General features: G+C 69.2%; 16 protein-coding genes and 1 riboswitch. Of the genes, 5 read left to right on the forward strand and 11 right to left on the reverse strand.

Annotation, left to right across the window (positions count from 1 at the left end; genetic code table 11):
• Positions 1 to 832 precede the first annotated feature (832 nt).
• Positions 833 to 1,012, forward strand: coding sequence for a hypothetical protein (locus tag VF106_RS04510; protein ID WP_330838267.1), 180 nt, complete (start codon positions 833 to 835; stop codon positions 1,010 to 1,012).
• Positions 1,013 to 1,040: 28 nt separating this feature from the next.
• On the opposite strand, the gene VF106_RS04515 is transcribed toward VF106_RS04510, so the two are convergent.
• Both VF106_RS04515 and VF106_RS04520 read right to left on the reverse strand, forming a co-directional pair.
• Positions 1,041 to 2,714: a fatty acyl-AMP ligase gene (locus tag VF106_RS04515; protein WP_330838268.1), complete on the reverse strand. Its 1,674-nt coding sequence runs from the start codon at positions 2,712 to 2,714 to the stop codon at positions 1,041 to 1,043.
• 19 nt (positions 2,715 to 2,733) lie between these two features.
• On the reverse strand, positions 2,734 to 4,500 hold the full coding sequence (locus tag VF106_RS04520; RefSeq protein ID WP_330838269.1) for an ABC-F family ATP-binding cassette domain-containing protein: 1,767 nt from the start codon (positions 4,498 to 4,500) through the stop codon (positions 2,734 to 2,736).
• Between the two features lie 36 nt (positions 4,501 to 4,536).
• Between VF106_RS04520 and VF106_RS04525 the strand changes: the two genes are divergently transcribed.
• Positions 4,537 to 5,073: a DUF6886 family protein gene (locus VF106_RS04525; protein ID WP_330838270.1), complete on the forward strand. Its 537-nt coding sequence runs from the start codon at positions 4,537 to 4,539 to the stop codon at positions 5,071 to 5,073.
• A 579-nt stretch (positions 5,074 to 5,652) separates the two neighbouring features.
• Here VF106_RS04525 and VF106_RS04530 read toward each other — a convergent pair.
• The 6 genes from VF106_RS04530 to metG form a co-directional block, all read right to left on the reverse strand.
• Positions 5,653 to 6,618: a 4-(cytidine 5'-diphospho)-2-C-methyl-D-erythritol kinase gene (locus VF106_RS04530; protein WP_330838271.1), complete on the reverse strand. Its 966-nt coding sequence runs from the start codon at positions 6,616 to 6,618 to the stop codon at positions 5,653 to 5,655.
• Between the two features lie 34 nt (positions 6,619 to 6,652).
• Entirely contained in the window at positions 6,653 to 7,651 is a 999-nt protein-coding gene (locus VF106_RS04535) for a methionine ABC transporter ATP-binding protein (RefSeq protein ID WP_330838272.1), read from the reverse strand.
• Between the two features lie 187 nt (positions 7,652 to 7,838).
• Positions 7,839 to 7,928: riboswitch (SAM riboswitch) on the reverse strand.
• Positions 7,929 to 8,011: 83 nt separating this feature from the next.
• Entirely contained in the window at positions 8,012 to 8,878 is an 867-nt protein-coding gene (gene rsmA / locus VF106_RS04540; protein ID WP_330838273.1) for a 16S rRNA (adenine(1518)-N(6)/adenine(1519)-N(6))-dimethyltransferase RsmA, read from the reverse strand.
• 167 nt (positions 8,879 to 9,045) lie between these two features.
• A complete protein-coding gene (locus VF106_RS04545; protein WP_414638858.1) occupies positions 9,046 to 10,404 on the reverse strand; it encodes a resuscitation-promoting factor in 1,359 nt (452 codons plus the stop codon).
• 403 nt (positions 10,405 to 10,807) lie between these two features.
• On the reverse strand, positions 10,808 to 11,665 hold the full coding sequence (locus VF106_RS04550; RefSeq protein ID WP_330838275.1) for a TatD family hydrolase: 858 nt from the start codon (positions 11,663 to 11,665) through the stop codon (positions 10,808 to 10,810).
• Complete coding sequence (gene metG / locus VF106_RS04555) at positions 11,665 to 13,458, reverse strand: methionine--tRNA ligase (RefSeq protein ID WP_330838276.1); 1,794 nt, start codon at positions 13,456 to 13,458, stop codon at positions 11,665 to 11,667. The genes VF106_RS04550 and metG overlap by 1 nt, the downstream gene beginning before the upstream one ends.
• Before the next feature lie 59 nt (positions 13,459 to 13,517).
• Here metG and VF106_RS04560 point away from each other — a divergent pair, with 59 nt between their 5' ends.
• The 3 genes from VF106_RS04560 to VF106_RS04570 all read left to right on the forward strand — a co-directional run bounded on the left by VF106_RS04560 (position 13,518) and on the right by VF106_RS04570 (position 15,913).
• Positions 13,518 to 14,120, forward strand: a complete 603-nt coding sequence (locus tag VF106_RS04560; RefSeq protein WP_330838277.1) for a PadR family transcriptional regulator — start codon at positions 13,518 to 13,520, stop codon at positions 14,118 to 14,120.
• A 64-nt stretch (positions 14,121 to 14,184) separates the two neighbouring features.
• Positions 14,185 to 15,156 (forward strand): efflux ABC transporter ATPase subunit, DrrA-related, encoded by a 972-nt coding sequence (locus VF106_RS04565; RefSeq protein WP_330838278.1) that lies wholly within the window; start codon positions 14,185 to 14,187, stop codon positions 15,154 to 15,156.
• On the forward strand, positions 15,146 to 15,913 hold the full coding sequence (locus VF106_RS04570) for an ABC transporter permease (RefSeq protein ID WP_330838279.1): 768 nt from the start codon (positions 15,146 to 15,148) through the stop codon (positions 15,911 to 15,913). Before VF106_RS04565 ends, VF106_RS04570 begins: the two co-directional genes overlap by 11 nt.
• Positions 15,914 to 15,952: 39 nt before the next feature.
• Here the strand turns inward: VF106_RS04570 and VF106_RS04575 are convergent, their stop codons facing one another.
• The 3 genes from VF106_RS04575 to VF106_RS04585 all read right to left on the reverse strand — a co-directional run bounded on the left by VF106_RS04575 (position 15,953) and on the right by VF106_RS04585 (position 18,947).
• Positions 15,953 to 16,936: an aldo/keto reductase gene (locus tag VF106_RS04575; protein ID WP_330838280.1), complete on the reverse strand. Its 984-nt coding sequence runs from the start codon at positions 16,934 to 16,936 to the stop codon at positions 15,953 to 15,955.
• Positions 16,937 to 17,022: 86 nt separating this feature from the next.
• On the reverse strand, positions 17,023 to 18,270 hold the full coding sequence (locus tag VF106_RS04580) for an ABC transporter permease (protein ID WP_330838281.1): 1,248 nt from the start codon (positions 18,268 to 18,270) through the stop codon (positions 17,023 to 17,025).
• Positions 18,258 to 18,947, reverse strand: a complete 690-nt coding sequence (locus tag VF106_RS04585) for an ABC transporter ATP-binding protein (protein ID WP_330838282.1) — start codon at positions 18,945 to 18,947, stop codon at positions 18,258 to 18,260. Before VF106_RS04585 ends, VF106_RS04580 begins: the two co-directional genes overlap by 13 nt.
• Between the last annotated feature and the right edge of the window lie 3 nt (positions 18,948 to 18,950).

Raw genomic sequence — 18,950 nt, forward strand, 5'->3', positions numbered from 1 at the left:
CACGCCAGCGATCTCCCAACCGACGTCTCCGGCAACCCACGAACCCGCAACGCAGAGCGCGCAGCAACCCACACCGGCTACCCACCAACCCACCGTGCCAGCCACCCCCGAGTCCACACCGCCGACAACCCATCAATCCACGCCAACGATCTCCCAACCCACGCCTTCGGCGACCCACGAACCCGCGACACCTAGCGCACATCAACCCACGCCAGCGATCTCCCAACCCACATCTCCGGCGACCCACGAACCCGCAACGCAGAGCGCGCAGCAACCCACACCGGCTACCCACCAACCCACCCTGCCGGCCACCCCCGAGTCCACACCGCCAGCCGCCCATCAACCCGCACCGGCCACTCCCCAACCCACTCAGCCGGCCACCTCGGAATCCACGCCGGTCACCTCGGAATCCACACCGCCAGCCACCCACCAACCCACACCGGCCACTCCACAACCCACTCAGCCGGCCACCTCCCAGTCCGCGGCCCTTCAACCCATGCCGGCAAACTCGAAAACGCCTCTGCCGGTCAGTCCCGACCCCGCGCAGGCTGCTCCCGATCTCACGCCGCCTGCCGATCGCGATGCCTCGCCGGCGATCCCCGAAGCCGCGCCGCCAGCGGCCGCCCTCGAGTCCGCGTCAGCAGCTCCGTTGGCGAACCCTGCGGCCACACCGTCGGCCTCTTCAGATTCCGCGCCGGAACCTGTGCGGCGGGGCGGTCGCAACCCCAGGTCACTGGCGGCCGCGGGCCCGGATGCGTGGCGCGACTCGGAGCATCTCGCCCTGCCACTTCCCCCGGCGCCGCCCGACGAACGCGGCTACCGTCCGGGCGATGTGGAACGCCTGATGCGGTTCTTCGCCGAGGCGCTCTACAGCCCGGACGCGCCCGACCCGACCGCGCTCGCCAGCCTCAAGCTCTCGCGCACCTTCTTCGTCGGGCAGGGCTATCACACCGGCGCCATCGACACTCTCCGCCAGGCCTGGGTGGATGAGTTGACCCGCCGCGCGCGCTGAGCCCAACCCACAGGCTTGGACTCTTTCGCTACGGCGTGGCGGTTTTGAGTGACTCGGCCAGCTGCTCTCCTGCTGCCGCGCGGCGGAGTTTGCCCGAGGGGGTTTTGGGCAGTGTGCCGGCCGGGAGTACGAGGACCGCGGACGGGCGGGCGTTCACTGCCTCGAACACTCGCGCGCCGATCTCCTTGCGTAGGACCCTTTCCTTTTCGGTGTCGCCGGCGAAGCGGGATTCCGCCACCACCGCGAACCGTTCTCGGCGGGTGCCCGCGTCCAGGCGGACCGCAACCGCGTTGCCTGCTCGTACGCCGTCTACCGAGGTTGCCGCGCGTTCGATGTCTGTTGGGTAGATGTTGCGGCCTGCCAGGATGATCACGTCTTTCGCGCGGCCGCAGATGACGATCTCACCGTCCACTATGTACCCCAGGTCGCCGGTGGCCAGCCAGCCGTCTTTGTCCTGTGTGGCCAGTGGGCCGTCTACCGTCAGGTAGCCGGGGGTCACCGACTCGCCTCGTACCTGGATCTCGCCGACCTCGCGTTCGGACCGCGTCTCGCCCGTGGATGTGTTGACAATCCTTGCTTCGAAGCCGTCCAGCGGGGGACCGAGGATGGCGAACGTTCGGCGGTCCGACTCGGGTGCGTCCACCGGAACGGGTAACGCGCGGTTCTCTTCCTCCAGGGCAACCGCGTCCAGGTGGTCCAGTCGCAGACCGATCATGGGGCGGGCGAAGGAGATCGCGAGCGTGCCCTCCGCCATGCCGTACGCCGGGAACACGCACTCTGGCGGCATTCCGAAGCGGGCACCGGCGTTCACGAACGCCGCCACGGCCTTCTCGTCGATCGGTTCCGCGCCGTTCAGTGCGATGCGCAGTGTGGACAGGTCATATTCGTCCTCGTTGTCCACACCGGCAAGTCGGCGGCCCAGCAGGGCGTACGCGAAGTTCGGTGCGGCCGTGATCGTGCCGCGATAGTCGGAGATCAGCTTCGCCCACAGCAGGGGCGCGCTGAGGAAGTCCACCGGTGTGATCTTCACCAGCTCGATCCCGAAGGCCATCGGCGTGGTGTAGAAGCCGACCATGCCCATGTCGTGGAACATCGGCAGCCACGACACCATGATGTCGTGCTTCGGGTCGAGCTCGGCCCGGTCGGCCATGGCCGTGATGTTCGCGAGCAGGTTGCCGTGTGTGATCCGCACGGCCTTCGGGTCGGCCGTCGAGCCGCTGGTCAGCTGGAGCAGTGCGGGCGCGTCCTCGTCGACCTCGACGAACGACGCCAGCGGCGTGCCAACCGCGAGGTCGGTGATCAGCCGGTAGCCGATGTCGTGTTCGTCGAGCACGGGCGCGAGCTGGTCGAACGGCTCACCGAGCAGCACCAGCTTGGAGCCGATCATGTTCAGCACGCGCACGGTGTCCTCGGCCCATAACCCGAGGTCGGAGCGCGGCGTCGGCTGGTGCAGCATCGTCACGCTGCCGCCCGCGAGCCACACCGCCTGCACCGCAGGCCCGATCGCGGCCGGCGCCGCGGCAAGCACCGCGACCGCGTCCCCGGGGGCCATGCCGTGGGCGACGAGTCCGCCGGCCACCGCCCTGGCCTGCTCGTGCACCCGCGCCCACGTGGTACGCACCGGCTTCCCCGGCTCACCGGTGGTGACTCCGCGATCACCAGCAACGGCGGTGGTGACCAGCTTGTCGACGAAACGACTCATACCCCAAGCGTAGATGGGACTATTCGGCGACGTCCGCCACATCCAGCCAACGTTGTTCGACAGTTGACTTGTCGGCCAACAACGTCCGCAACTCAGCGTCCAGTTCGAGCAGTCGATCCGCGTTGGTCGCCGCCTCCGCGAGCGCCTCGTGCAGTTCCGTTTCCCGCTTGGTGAGTTTGTCGAGTTGCCGTTCGATCCGGGCGAGCTCCTTCTGCGCCGCCCTGCGCTCGGCCGCGCCGGACTTCGGTCCCTCCACAGGCTTCGACACCGGAGCCGCCTGGGCTTCGGCGGCGTCACGTCGTGCGAGGTACTCGTCGATGCCGCCGGGCAGGTTGGTGATCCGCCCGTCGCCGAGCAACGCGACGACCGTGTCACACACCCGCTCCACCAGGTACCGGTCGTGCGAGACGACGACCAGCGTTCCCGGCCACGAGTCCAGCAGATCCTCGAGTTGCTGCAACGTGTCGATGTCGAGGTCGTTGGTCGGCTCGTCGAGCAGCAGCACGTTCGGCTCGGCCATGAGCAGGCGCGCGAGCTGCAGGCGCCGCCGCTCACCGCCGGACAGGTCACCGACCGGCGTCCACTGACGTGCCGCCGGGAACCCGAACCTCTCCGTGAGCTGCGATGCGGACAGCTCCTGCTTGCCGAGCGTCACCCGACGCGCGATCTCCTCGACCGCCTCCAGCACGCGCAGCGAACCGGGCAGATCGTGCAGTTCCTGCGTCAGGTACGCCATGCGCACCGTCTGCCCTTCGACACGCCGCCCGGTGACGGGTTCGACCTCCCCGGCGAGCAGCCGCAGCAGCGTCGTCTTACCCGACCCGTTGATCCCGACGAGCCCGATGCGGTCGCCTGGACCGACGCGCCAGGTCTGGCGCTCGACCAGAGTCTTGTCACCCGCGCGGAGCGTCACGTCCTCGAGCTCCAGCACCGTGCGTCCCAGCCGACGCTTCGCGAACGCGAGCAGCTCGACGGAGTCCCGCGGCGGCGGCACGTCGGAGATCAGCACCTCCGCGGCCTCGATGCGGTACCGAGGCTTGGACGTGCGCGCCGGCGCGCCACGCCGCAGCCAGGCGAGCTCCTTGCGTGCGAGGTTGCGCCGCTTCTCCTCCAACGTCGCGGCGAGCCGCGCCCGCTCGGCACGTGCGAACACCCAGTCGGCGTAGCCACCCTCGTACTGTTCGACCTTCCCGCCGGTCACCTCCCAGGTGCGGGTGCAGACAGTGTCAAGGAACCAGCGGTCGTGCGTGACGACCACCAGCGCGGTGCGTCGGGCCAGCAGGTGCTCCGCGAGCCACCGCACGCCCTCGACGTCGAGATGGTTGGTCGGCTCGTCGAGGATCAGCAGATCGAGCTCCTGGACGAGCGCGGCGGCCAACGCGACGCGACGCCGCTCCCCACCGGACATGCTGGCCACGGGCGCGTCGAGGCCGAACGTCGTGATGCCCAGCCCGTCGAGGATCGACCGTGCCCTCGGGTCGGCGGCCCACTCGTGTTCGGCGGTGATGCCGAGCGGGTCGAGCACGGCGTTGCGCACCGTGGCCCCGTCCGCCAGCTCAGTACGTTGCGTGACGACCGCCTGCCGGAGCTCCCGCCCTCGGCTGACCCGCCCACCATTGGGCGGCTCGATCCCGGCAAGGACTTCGAGCAGGGTCGTCTTGCCACCACCGTTGAGCCCGACGACGCCGATGCGGTCACCGACGCCGACGCCGAGGGAGACGCCGTCGAGCAGCGGCTTGACGCCGTAGCTCTTGTCGACTGCCTCGAGGTTGACCAGGTTGACCACGACCGTGACGTTACCGACTGTCGGTAGGCTGCTCGCATGCGCCCGCGACCGGGTGAGCTGCTGCACTTCTCCGAGGACCCGACGATCAGCCGGTTCGAGCCCCACGTGGCGGCCACGGCACAGGCGTCAGAGCCATACGTGTGGGCCGTCGACTCGGCACGGTGCCCGGACTACTGGTTCCCACGCGACTGCCCGCGCGCCATGGCGTGGGCCACGAAGTCGTCGACGCGCGCCGACCGTGAACGAGTGCTCGGCCCGGGCGGTGGCGACCGCGTACACGCCATCGAGTACGGATGGCTGGAGGCCATGCGGACGGTGCGCCTGTACGCGTACCGCCTGCCGGCGAAGCCGTTCCACCCGATCGGCACGCCGGTGCCCAACGCACATGTGTCGACCAAGCCAGTGACGCCGCTCGGCCCGCCGGAAGAGGTTGGCGACTTGCTGCGACTGCACGAGGAATGCGGAATACAACTGCGGGTCCTGAACAACTTGTGGCCTTTCTGGGACGCCGTGGTCAGCACGACACTGGGGTTCAGCGGAATTCGGTTGAGGAACGCGAAACCGAGACCGTAGGTGGACTCGACCTCGAAACCGAGACTACGGGAATCGGGCGTGGCGAACCAATCGCGCAAGTCGACCTGTGGATAACCGGGTGGGCTGTGGACAACTTCCGCTGTTTGTCGGTGCCCGCCGCTAGAATGGATTCCGGGGGCCGGAGGCCGCCTCGAGGAGGAAGCAGGAAGCGCGCTGTGGCAACCATGATGTTGCCGGGCCTCCCGAAACCGCCGCACACCGTCGATCGGCTCGAACTCGAAGACCGGCAAGGGAAGTTCACCGCCGACTTGACAGCGCATCGAGGACTCGCGACGGGCATGCCGGAAGCGAATTGGCCCACTGGAACATGCCTGAGCGCGTGGATCACTACAAAACCACCGCGAGGACGTGCTCGACAAGAATTGTCGGTGCTCGCTGGTAGAGTGGAAATCGGGGGCCCCCCGAACGCGCGAATGGGACTTTCGTGCACTGGCGGGGCGAATTTGCTGGCGAGGACGTTTGCGGCGCCGCGCCGAGCAGCGGCTTTGTCAGCCGAAAACAGGCCATCCGCGCGCTGGTCGGCGGCCAAGAACCTCGGCGGAATTGCCGCCGGTCATGTCACGCGTGCACCTGGGGTGGCGCGGAACGCGGTTCGTCGTCGCCGCCGACCACGCGTGCGCCGGGCACCGGGCCGTGCACCACCCGAACCGTCCGGCACACACCCGCACCGGACAGCTCGGCCGCCACCCGCAGCGCGTCGTCCGCATCGGCACACAGGAACGCGCACGTCGGACCAGAACCCGACACCGTGCCGGCCAGTGCGCCCGCCGCGACCCCGGCACGCAGCGTCCGGCGCAGCCCAGGCCGCAGGGACACCGCGGCCGCCTGCAAGTCGTTGCCCAGCAACAACGCCAGTTGCCGGGGGTCACCGCTGGCGAGCGCCTCCAGCACGGGCTCCACCTCACCCACGCGGGGCGGCTCGCCTTCCGCGCGCAGCCGGTCCAACTCGCCGTACACCTTCGGCGTGGCCAGGCCGCCTCGGGCGAACGCCAGCACCCAGTGGAAGGTGTGCCGGGACAGCACCGGCACGATCGCCTCGCCGCGGCCCGTGCCGAGGGCCGTCCCGCCGTGCAGCATGAACGGCACGTCGCTGCCGAGGTTGGCCGCGATGGTGGCCAGCTCGTCGCGGCCGATGTCCAGCTTCCACAGGTTCGCGAGTCCCACGAGCGTCGCCGCCGCGTCCGCGCTGCCGCCGGCCATACCGCCGGACACCGGGATGCCCTTGCGGATCAGCACCCGCACCTTCAGCTCACCGAGATCGCGACCGACGTGGCGCGCGAGTTCCTCCACCGCGCGCCACGCCAGGTTCGCACCGTTCGTGGGCACCGCCGAGGCGCCCTCGCCCTGGACCTCGACCCCCGGCTCGTCCGCGACCGCCACCGTCACCTCGTCGGTGAGCGACAAGGACTGGAACACGGTGGTCAACTCGTGGAAACCGTCTTTGCGCACGTCACCCACCGCGAGGTGCAGGTTCACCTTGGACGGCACCCGGACGGTCACCGGGCGGGGGACTACTGCGAGCACTCCTTTAGCCTACGGGCACCCTGCGGACCGGCCGTTACGCGGCCGCGACACCCCGCGGCCCGTGCAACGCGCGGCGGACGTGAGCGCCACGTTCCGTCAGCCAGCCCAGCGCGGCGTCGACCCGGTCACTCCCCTTCACGGCGAGCCGGAAGCGGGCCACCGGCGTCTCACCGATCTTGGTCACGCCGCCGCCCGCGATCGTGATCTCCGTGCCGAACCGGCTCGCGGCCTCCGGCAGCAGCGCGCCGATCGACGCGAAGCCCACCAGTACGACGTCGGCGACGCCGGGGGCCGCGGGGTCGATGGTCGGCAGCACCGACCGCGCGACGCGGCTGTCCGGGTCGGCGATCAGGTCCAGCAGCTTGCCCTGCTCCAGGATGCGGCCGTGTTCCAGCACCGCGACGTCGTCGGCGATCTTGCGGACGACGCCCGCGTCCGGGGTGACGACCAGCACGGTGGCGCCGAGCTCGGCACGGGCCCGGTCGAGCACGGCGAGCACGCCCGCGGCGCCCGTGGTGTCCAGGTGGCCGGTGGGGTCGTCGGCCAGCACCACCGCCGGCTCGCCGACCAGCGCCCGCGCGACCGCGACACGCTGGCGCTGGCCCGCGGTCAGCTGGTCCGGGTACGTGGCGGCCTTGTCCGTGAGGCCGATCAGGTCGAGCAGCCTGCCGACCTTCTCCCGCCGCTGCGGGCCGTCCACGCCGGCCTGCTCCAGCGGCAACGCGATGTTGCCCGCGGCGGTGCGCTGCTGGAGCAGCGAGTCACCGGCCGGCACGACGCCGATCTTCGAACGCGCGACGCGCAGGGTGCGCTGGTCGAGGCTGGCGGTGTTGAGGCCGTCCAGACGGACGACGCCGGCGTCCGGGCGCTCACGCAGTGCGAGGACGCGGGTGAGGGTCGACTTGCCGGACCCCTTCGAGCCGACGACGCCGGCGATGACCCCCGTGGGTACGTCCAGGGTGATGTCGTCCAGCGCGACGACCGCGCCGTTGCTACTTCGGAAAGACTTGGTCAGGTTCTCGACAGTGATCATGGTGTGCTCCAGTCCAGGCTCGCGCGACACTCAGTTCGCGCGTGTAGGTGATTGCCCTGTACGCAGGGCGGCAGAATCGTCGGGTGGCTCGAATCAGGGTGATGAGCGTCAGCGACGACAGCCTGAGACCGTGCGACGGCACTGGTCGATGACTCGCCTGGTGGTGAGGATCTTCACCGTTCTCACTCCTCCATCGCTCCTGGCGGTAGCACCTGCCCGCGACGGGTGGTTGCTGCGGCGTCTTAGAGCCAGGTCTCTCGGCCGCTCGGGATGGATACCTCAAGTAGTACACCTGACCGACCCGCCAAAACGCAACCAGGACCCCACAGAATGAGTCCTGATATTCGCCAGATCACACCCTTAGCGGAGTGCCTTACCTGCCGTTCGGGTGATGGCGACGTAGTCGGCGATGGTGAGGGTCTCGCCACGTGAGGACGGGTCGACCCCCGCGCCGGTGAGGATCTCGGCGGCCCGGTCGGCCGAGCCCGCCCAGGTGGCGAGCGCAGCGCGCAGGGTCTTGCGACGCTGCGCGAATGCCGCGTCCACCAGCGCGAACACGGCGTCCCGGTCGGCGTCGGGGGTCGGGCGGCGGGTGAGGAGGACGAGCGCGGAGTCGACGTTCGGCGCGGGCCAGAAGACGCTGCGCGGCACGGTCGCGACGCGGCGGGCCTCGGCGTACCAGGCGACCTTGACGCTCGGCACTCCGTAGACCTTGGTGCCGGGACCTGCGGCGATCCGGTCGGCGACCTCGGCCTGGACCATGACGAGCGCCTTGGTCATGGTCGGCAGCTCGGCGAGCAGGTGCAGGACGACGGGGACCGACACGTTGTAGGGCAGGTTGGCGACGAGCGCGGTCGGCTGCCGGGTGAGTTGGTCGGCGCTGACGCGTAGGGCGTCGCTGTTGTGGACCGTCAGGCGGTCCGCGAGGTCGGGGGCTCGTTCGGCGACGGTCGCGGGGAGGCGGGCGGCGAGGACGGGGTCGATCTCGACGGCGACGACGTGGCTGGCGGCCGGCAGCAGGGCGAGGGTGAGCGAGCCAAGGCCGGGGCCCACCTCGAGGACCACGTCGTCGGGGGTGAGGGCGGCCGTGGTCACGATGCGGCGCACCGTGTTGGGGTCGTGGACGAAGTTCTGGCCAAGCTTCTTGGTGGGGCGCACGTCCAGTTCCCCGGCCAGCCGCCGAATGTCGGCGGGGCCCAGGAGTGCGCTCGTCCCGGCCTCGGTCACCCGGCAGAGCCTAGTGACCGGGAGCCGGCCTCCGGCCCCCGGTATCGATTGTCCCATGGAGGACCGACAGTCTCGGGAAGTTGTCCACAGGGTGTGGACATGCCTGTGGGCCGGGCTCCGGGCGGGGAGCACCGGCCCACAGTTCGGGGAGCCGAGGTCTTTGGTGGTTACGTCGGCAGGCCCAGCTGGCGAGCGCACGACGGCCAGGCGCCGTAACCGCCGCGGCGGTCGCGGACCAGTGTCGCGATGGCGATCTGCTGTTCGCGGGTCGCCTGGTGCGGGTAGGCGGCGTACTGCGTGCCACCGTTGGACTGCCACGTGCTCAGGTTGAACTGGAGGCCGCCGTAGTAGCCGTTGCCCGTGTTGATCGCCCAGTTGCCGCCGGCCTCGCACTTCGCCAGGCGGTCCCACACCTCGCCGTCGCTGATGACCGGCTGCGGGGGCTTCTTGGTGCCGATCTTGACGACCTTGGGCTTGGCCTCGACGGTGATCTTGGAGCCGATCTCCTCGCGGCCGGTCTCCTCACCGTTCTTGACCGTGATGCGGTAGGTCGCGATGCGCTCGCCCGCCGCGCCGGGGTCCACGACGACCTCGGAGCCCTTCTCGGCCTCCGGGTCCTCGATCTTCTGGACCGGCGGTTCGATGGTCTCGGTCTGGTTGATCACCGTCACGCCGTTGCGGGTGATCCGCACCTCGGCGCCTTCGGTGATCTTCAGGTCCGAGGTCGGCGTGATGGTGTCATCGGGACCCAGCGTCAGCTTCAGGTCCGCGAGGAGCTCGCCGGCGGTCACGGCGTTGGTCTTCATCGCCTGCGGGGCGTTGCCGCCGTCGAAGAGCGTGATGTTCTTGACGGTCTTGATCTCGAGGGACATCCCGTTGAGCGGGATCTCCTTGTCGGAGCCCTGCGAGAGCTTCGCGCCGTCCACCGACAGGTTCAGCTGCCGCAGTGCCTCGCCGACCGTCGTGGCGCGGACCCAGAACTCCCGCTTCTCACCGTCGATCGTCAGGTGCAGCTGGCGACCACGCTGGAGGACGATCTTGCCGTCGTCGTTGATCGCGGCGCTGGGGGACGGGGACAGGGCGTCGTGGCTGCCGACGTTGATGCCCTCGTCCTCGAGCACCTCGCCGACCGTGTCGGCGTAGGTGTTGACCTGGTGGGCCTCACCGTCGATGTCGACCGTGACGGACTTGTTCATCGCGATCGCCGCGGCGCCGCCGCCGATCAGCGAGACCAGGACCGACGCGATGGTGGCCTTGAGGAACGACTTCTTCCAGCGCTTGACGCCGGTGACGACCTCTGGCGGGGCGTCGTCGGTCTGCAGCTCGTAGGCCGTGCCGTCGGTGGAGAGCGCGTCCGGAATGACCGGAATGACGGTCGTCTCGGCGTTGATCAGCTTGATCAGCTCGTCGACGTCGACGTTCGCCGCGGCCATGAGCTCGTCGGCCTGGGGGCCGAGGGCGACACGGACGTCGTGGTCGGTGATCGCTAGGGAACCGGAGTAGGCGTTCTCGTCCGCGTCCGGCATCGCGTAGAAGTCGGGGAACTCGGAACGCCACGCGCGGAAGTCCTCGTCGAGGACCGTCGTCACGGGTCCGGCTTCGACCGGGGTGAACCAGTCAGTGTCGGCGTTCGCCGAACTACCTGGTCTGCTACCGGATCCAGTCACAGGGTCGATACCTCCTGAAGGCCGCTGCCGCGCCCATCCTCTGCGCGGTCGCGAGCTTTCGCTTGTTACGACTTCTCGCGGTTGGCCACCGGTCCCCGACATCGCACCGGCCTCACCCGCGAGTAGCCCTGGACAACCTCGTCCCGGGTACGGTCACGGGACAGTAACGGCGACGGGCAGGTTGCGCAAACACATCGGCGGATGTCGTGATGGTGGTCACGTCACGGATGGAGTAGCGGCCGTCACCCGACTACAGCAACGCTCACACGTCGCGACTACCGGGTTCACGGTCAGTAGTTCGAGGGAGATCGAACACGCGCTCGGCGGTCGCCGTGACCTCCTCGGCCAGCGACTCCACATCCACGCCCCTGAACTGCGCAAGCGCACGCAATGTGTACGCGGCACAGTACGGCTCGTTAGGACGCCCTCGGAACGGGTGCGGCGTGAGGAACGGCGCGTCGGTCTCCACCAGCAACTGGTAACTGGGAATTACCGCTAGTGCGTCACGTAGGGCGCGTGCGTTGCGAAACGTCACGGTTCCGGCGAACGAGAGCGCGTATCCCGCGTCGACACAGCGGCGGGCGAACTCGGCGTCTCCGGAGAAGCAGTGGAAGACGACCTTCGGTGGCGCGCCTTCCTCGGACAGGATCCGGAAGATGTCCTCGTGGGCGTCCCGGTCGTGGATCATCAACGGCTTGCCAACGCGTTTGGCCAGGTCGATGTGCCAGCGAAACGCCTCCTGCTGCGCTTCGGGCGGCGAGTAGTCCCAGTAGTAGTCGAGCCCGGTCTCGCCGACGGCCACCACGCGCGGCTGGCGCGCCAGTTCCTCGATGACCGCACGGTCCGCTTCCGTGAACCCCGCCGTGCGGGTCGGGTGCACGGCGACCGCCGCGAACACCCTCGGATCCCACATGGCGGCCTGAGCGGCCCACCGAGCCGCCGCCAGGTCGTCGGCCACCGTCACGACCCGCCCGACCCCGGCGGCGGCGGCCCGGTCGACCATCTCGGTGACGTCGGCGGCGTTCTTGGCGCCACACGCATCGAGGTGCGTATGACTGTCAACTACTGGAAAAGGGAGCGCCTCCGGTACAGGAGGACGCTCCCCACGACGTTCGGTCATCAGGAAATGACCGGCGCCCACTCTGGCCCGGTCTCGCCGAGCTTCGGGTCGAGCTTCGGGAACAGCGGCGTCGGCTTCTCCAGGGGCCGGCCGACCTCGATCGGCGTGGACTCCCACGTGGCCGCCTCGGCCGCGTAGTCCCCGGTCAGGATCGGGTTGATCTGCCCCGGCCGGTCCAGGTCCTCGACCTCCCGCAACTCGGGCTGCGCCGCCCACACGCCCTTGCCGCCCAGCGCCTCGTGCACCTTCTGCGCCGAGTGCGGCAGGAACGGCGTGAGCATCGTGTTCGCGTCCTGTACGACCTGCAGCGCGGTGTGCAGGATCGTGTCCCGCCGGGCCGGGTCGTCCTTTTTCTTCCACGGCTCCTGGTCGGACAGGTACTTGTTCGCCGCGCTCACCACCCGCATGGCCTCGGACGCGGCCTGCTTGAACCGCGACCGGCGCAGGTTGTCGCCGACGAGCGCGAACGCGTCCCGCGACTGAGCCTTCAGCGCCTCGTCGTCGGCCGTGATCGCGGTCGGGTTCGGCACCGCGCCCACGTTCTTGTGCGCCATCGAGATCGACCGGTTGACCAGGTTGCCCCACTCGTTGGCCAGCTCGAAGTTGACGCGGCGGACGAACTCCTCCCACGTGAAGTCGACGTCCTGGGTCTCCGGCCCGGCCACCGAGATGAAGTAGCGCAGACTGTCCGGGCCGAACTCGCGCAGGAAGTCGTGCACGTAGATGACCGTGCCGCGCGAGGTGGAGAACTTCGACCCGCTCATCTTCAGGAACTCGGACGAGACCACCTCGGTCGGCAGGTTCAGCGTGCCGAACGCGCCGGGCGAACCGCCCCGGTCCCCCGTGCCGTTCTGGCCGAGCAACAGCGATGGCCAGATCAGCGAGTGGAAGACGATGTTGTCCTTGCCCATGAAGTAGTAGGCCTCGGCGTCCGGGTTGGTCCAGAACTCCTGCCACGCGTCGTCGTTCCCCGACCGGCGCGCCCACTCCACCGACGCCGACAGGTAGCCGATGACCGCGTCGAACCACACGTAGAACCGCTTCATCGGCTTGTCCCGCCAGCTGTCGAGCGGGATCGGCACACCCCAGTCCAGGTCACGAGTGATGGCCCTGGGCTTGAGGTCGTCGAGCAGGTTCTGGCTGAACCTGAGCACGTTCGGCCGCCAGTCCTTCCTGGAGCCGAGGAACTCCCCCAGCGCGCCCGCGAACGCCGGCAGGTCGAGGAACAGGTGCTCGGTCTCGATGAACTCCGGGACCTCGCCGTTGATCTTCGAACGGGGGTTCTTCAGGTCGGCCGGGTCGAGCTGGTTGCCACAGTTGTCGCACTGGTCGCCTCGGGCGCTCTCGTAGCCGCAGATCGGGCAGGTGCCCTCGATGTAGCGGTCCGGCAGCGTGCGGCCGGTCGACGGGCTGATGGCGCCCAGCTGCGTCTTCTCCACGACGTAGCCGTTCTTCCACAGCCCGAGGAACAGGTCCTGCACGACCTTGTAGTGGTTGCCGGTCGTGGTGCGGGTGAACAGGTCGTAGGACAGCCCGAGGCCCTGGAGGTCGCCGCCGATCTGGCGGGCGTACTTGTCGACGGTCTGCTGCGGGGTGGCGTTCTCGTTGTCGGCCTGCACCTGGATCGGCGTGCCGTGCTCGTCCGTGCCGGACACCATGAGCACCTTGTGCCCGGACATCCGCATGTACCGGGAGAAGACGTCCGAGGGGACTCCGAATCCGGACACATGACCGATGTGGCGGGGGCCGTTGGCATAGGGCCAGGCCACCGCTGTCAGCACGGGGTTGCTCATACCGGAATAGCCTACGGAGCTGTGCAGGTCGGGGACGAACGGGTTATCAGGGAGGCACGGTGTCGGCCACACGGCTGCTGGTGCTCGGAGTGGTGCGGATGCACGGCAGCGCCCACGGCTACCAGGTCCGTCGCGAGCTGCTGACCTGGTCCGCGGACAAGTGGGCGAACGTGGCGCCCGGCTCGATCTACCACGCGCTGCGGAAGATGGAGACCGAGCAGCTGCTCGAGGTGGCCTCCACCGAGGCTCATCCCGGCGGCCCGGACCGCACCGCCTACCGGCTCACCGAGGACGGCGAGACCGAGTTCCAGCTGTTGCTCGCCCGGTACCTGTCGGAGAGCGACGACTCGGCGCAGGGCGCCTACCGGCTGGCCGCGGCCGTGACGTTCCTGACCGCACTCCCCCGCACGCGGGCGGTGAACCTGCTGCGACACCGGCTGACCGAGCTGGCCGGACAGCACGCGAACGCGCAGAATCTCCTCGATACCAGCGACGACTGGGGCCAGCCCGAGCACGTCCACGAGCTGTACCGGCTGTGGCTGACATCGGTCGCGGCGCAGGAGGAATGGCTTCGCGAGCTGGTCACCCGCCTGGAGACCGGCAAGTACACGATGGCCGACGACGACGGCGACGCGTTCGGCGCACCCACTAAACAAATTTGACTATCGCGGCGAGTCGGAGCATGCTGTCCTGCGCCTAGTCAAATTTGACTACGAAAGGATGGACATGATCGAAGCACGCGGCCTCGCGCGGACCTTCAAGTCCCGGGGCCGTACCGTCGAGGCCGTCCGGGGAGTGGACCTCGACGTGCACGCTGGGGAGTTGGTCGGCTTCCTCGGCCCTAATGGCGCCGGGAAGACGACGACACTGCGGATGCTCACGACGCTGCTGCGGCCGACGGCCGGGAGCGCCACGGTCGGTGGGGTCGACCTGCTCGCCGACCCGGTCGGGGTCCGCAAGAAGATCGGCTACGTCGCCCAGGGCGGCAGCACGGCACCCGAGTGCCGGGTGATCGAGGAGATGGAGATCCAGGGCCGCTTCTACGGGCTCTCGAAGGCCGACGCCACGCGGCGGGGCGCGGAGCTCACGGCACAGCTGGACATCGAGGGCCTCGAACAGCGCATGGTCAGGACGTTGTCCGGCGGACAGAAACGCCGCCTGGAGATCGCACTGGGACTGATCCACTCGCCGGGGCTGGTGTTCCTCGACGAGCCGACCACCGGGCTCGACCCGCAGAGCAGGGCGAACCTGTGGGAGCACATCCGCTCGCTGCGCGACGAGCACAACCTGACGGTGTTCCTCACGACCCACTACCTGGAGGAGGCCGACTCGCTGTGTGACCGGATCCTCGTCATCGACAACGGCAAGATCGTCGCCGAGGGCACGCCGGACGAGCTGAAGGCGCGGGTGTCCGGCGACGGCGTCGCGGTGGGGGTGCCGGCGGAGTCGGTCGATGACGCGGCCGAGATCGCCAGGCAGCTGCCCGGTGCGTCCGAGGTGACCACTTCGGACAACACTGTGCGGTTCCGCGTGCCACGGGGCGACACCGCGCTGCCGGAGCTGCTGCGGGCACTCGATGGGAAGGACATAGCCATGACGTCGGTCCAGGTGCAGCGACCGTCGCTCGACGACGTGTTCCTCACCATGACCGGGCGGACACTGCGCGACGCCGAGGAGGGCAGCGCCAATGGTTCTTGACATCTGGCTGGTGTTCCGCCGGCACATGGCGATCTCACTGCGCAACCCCGCGTGGGTACTGATCGGGATCATGCAGCCGCTGCTGTACCTGCTGCTGTTCGGGCCGCTGATGGAGAAGATCGTGTCCTCGACGCCCGGCTTCCCGCCCGGCGACAGCTGGCAGATCCTCGCACCGGCGCTGCTGGTCCAGCTCGGCCTGTTCGGCAGCATGTTCGCCGGCTTCGCGCTGCTGGGCGATCTTCGGACCGGTGTCGTCGAGCGAATGCGGGTGACTCCGGTGAGTCGGCTGGCGCTGCTGCTCGGCCGCGTCCTGCATGACACCGTTCAGCTGCTGGTGCAGGGGATCCTGCTGTTGCTGGTGGCCTACCTGGTGTTCGGCATGCGCGCGCCGATCGCCGGTGTGCTGCTGTGCCTGGTGATGGTCATGCTGCTGGCTGTCACGCTGTCGTCCAGTTCGTACGCGATGGCCATGATCGTGCGCAGCGAGGAGGCGTTCCCCGCGCTGCTCACCACGATCTCGGTGCCGCTGCTGCTGCTCACCGGCATCCTGGTGCCGATCACGACCGAGCTGGCACCGAAGTGGCTGTACGTGCTGTCCCGGATCAACCCGTTCGCGCACGTCATGGACGCCGAGCGGGCCTCGTTCCGCGGCGACTACTCGGCGGACGGGCTGCTCACGGGCAGCGTCGTGCTGTTCGCGATCACGATCCTGGCCGTGTGGTGGGGCGCGCGCACGTTCCAGCGCGAGAACGCCTGAGGTTATAGGGGGCACCGCGTCGGTGCCCCCTATAACAGGTCAGCGGTTGACCGCTTGCATGCCCTCCGGGGTGTAGCGGTCGCCGGAGACCGCGCCCGCCGGGAAGGCCGAGTCGATCTCCGCCAGCTGGTCGGCGGTCAGTGTCACCGCCGCGGCGCCCGCGTTCTCCTCCAGGTACTTCACCCGCTTGGTGCCCGGGATCGGCACGATGTGCTCGTTCTGCGCCAACAGCCAGGCCAGTGCCACCTGGACCGGGGTGACCCCGAGAGTCTTCGCGATGCCGATCACCCGCTCCGCCAGCACGATGTTGCGATCGAGGTTCTCGCCCTGGAACTGCGGCAGGCCGCGCCGGAAGTCGTCCTCCGGCAGGTTGCGGAACGTGTCCAGGTCACCGGTCAGCAGGCCGCGACCCACCGGCGAGTACGGCACCACACCGACGCCCAGCTCCAGGGCCGTCGGCAGGACGTTGACCGCGAACTCGCGGTTGAACAGCGAGAACTCCGACTGGAGCGCGGCGATCGGGTGCACCGCGTGCGCCTTGCGCAGCGTGTCCGCGCTGACCTCGGACAGACCGAGGTGGCGCACCTTGCCCTCGGTCACCAGCTCGGCCATCGCGCCGACGGTGTCCTCGATCGGGACGTTCGGGTCGCGCCGGTGCAGGTAGTAGAGGTCGATCGTGTCCACCTTGAGCCGGCCGAGCGAGCGGTCGACCGCCGCGCGAACGTAGTCCGGGGAGCCGTCGACCTCGACGACTCCGCCGCCGACGATCCGCTTGATGCCGAACTTGGTCGCCAGCACGACCTGGTCGCGACGGTCCGTGATGGCCCGGCCGACCAGCTCCTCGTTGTGGCCCTGGCCGTAGACGTCGGCGGTGTCCAGGAAGTTCACACCCAGCCCGAGCGCCCGGTGGACGACGCCGATCGACTCGGTGTCGTCGGCCGGTCCGTAGATCTCCGACATCCCCATGCAGCCAAGCCCCAGCGGCGAAACCTCCAGGTCACCGAGCGTGCGCTTGTCGACCACGTGGTATCTCCTCCATCGCCGCGAACCCCTGCCGCGGCTGATCTCCAGGGAACACCCTGGAGCACGCTCCAGGTCAAATCGGTAGCTCAGCGCTGCAGCGCGCTGACGGGTTGGATCCGGGTCGCACGCCATGCCGGCAACAACCCGGCGAGCAGCCCCGCCAGCGCGCCAGCGGAGGACGCGAGCAGCGCGGTAGGCACGTCGATGATCGGTTGCCAACCTCTGGTCAAAGACACGACGATCGTGATCAGCACCCCACCGACGGCGCCGATCAGTCCGCCGAGAGCACCGAGAACGGTCGTCTCGGCCAGCAGCTGGCTGAAGATGTGCCGGGGACGCGCACCGACGGCACGCCGCAACCCGATCTCCGGGATCCGTGCGGCGATGCCCGCGGTCGCCGCGTTCGCGATGGACACCGTGCCGATCGCCAGGGCAACCAACGAAAGGATGAGGGAGAGTTGTGCCACATCGCCCTCGACCTCGCGGCGCAACGTGGCCGGGTCCGGCGGCGCGACCGCGAGCAACGCCGCTGGGTTCTCCGGCGCCAGTGCGAGCGCGGCCTGGCTGCCGATCAGCTGCGCGGCGCCGGGGGCGGTCCTGATCACCAGGTCCCGTTCGACCCCCGCCACCGCACCGCCGGTCGACGGGTTCGCGGTGTCGAACGGGATCAGCACGCTGAGCAGAGCCTCGGGGTGACGGGCCACGTCATCGAAGATCCCGATGACCGTGTACGCGCGATCGCCGACGAACACCGCGACACCGACCCGGGTGATACCGAGGCCGTCGGCGATGTTCGCGGGCAACAACGCCACCGGCGCAGCCGTGCGATCGTGAAACGCGTCGAAGGTGCGGCCGAGCACGACGTGAGGCTCGATGACCCCGAAGGCGCCGGAGTCCATCCCGATCACCCGTGCCTTCCGCTCGGCGGCGGCGCTGTCCGCCGTGCGCCGCACCGACTGTTCCGGCAGCAGTACCCGTGAGCCGGCCGCCTCGACCCCGTTCAGCTCCACCAGTCGCTGCCGCGCCTGCCGGGTCTGCCACGACGGGGTGGGGTCGGCGCTGGTGGCGGGCGGGCCGGTGTCCCGCTCGTCCGCCGCGCGCACCACGACCTCGGTCGCACGCCGGACGTCGAAGGAATCGGACACCTGCGCGGAGACCGTGGCTGACAGCCCGAGGGTGGCGACGAAAGCGGCCGCACCGAGCACCGTGCCGATCGCGGTCAGCAATGATCGCGCCGGGTGCCCGGTCACCGACAGCCACGCTTCCCTTGCCAGGTCACGAACCCGAAACCGGGCGTTGCCGAGGCCCAGGTCCCCCGGTGTCACACGGGACATCCGGTGACCTCCTCGACGACACCGTCACACACCCGCAGCCGCCGGTCACCGCGTTCGGCGACGGCGGTCTCGTGCGTCACGACCACGACCGTCAGGCCGTCCGCGTTCAGCTCGGCGAGCAGTCCGAGCACGTTGTCGGTATTGGCGCTGTCCAGGTTTCCGGTGGGCTCGTCGCAGAACAGCACCCGTGGCCGGGCCGCGATCGCCCTGGCGATGGCCACCCGTTGCCGCTCTCCACCGGACAGGGTCCTCGGATCGGCGTGCGCACGAGGCGACAACCCGATCCGTTCGACAGCGGCGGCGGCCATGGCGCGGCGCACCCGTGGCGGGTGCGGGCCGTAGAGCATGCCGAGCTCGACGTTGTCCACCACACTGCGCCCGGCGAGCAGGTGAAAGGCCTGGAACACGAAGCCGAACAGCTGACCGCGCACCGCCACCCGCAGACGCTCGGGCGCCCTGACCGTCTCCGCCCCACACACCCGGTACGACCCGGTGGTCGGGCGGTCGAGCAGACCGAGCACGTTCAGGAAGGTGGACTTGCCGGAACCGGACTGCCCGGTGATGGTGACGAAGTCGCCGGAGGCGATGGTGACGTCCGTCTCACGCAGGGCGTACACCGGAACGCCGTCGTCATAGGTGCGGCTGACCCCGGTCAGCCGCAGCAGTGGCTCGGTCATGAG

The organism is Actinophytocola sp., from assembly GCF_036378875.1.
In the GTDB taxonomy this organism is placed as follows: Bacteria; Actinomycetota; Actinomycetes; order Mycobacteriales; family Pseudonocardiaceae; genus Actinophytocola.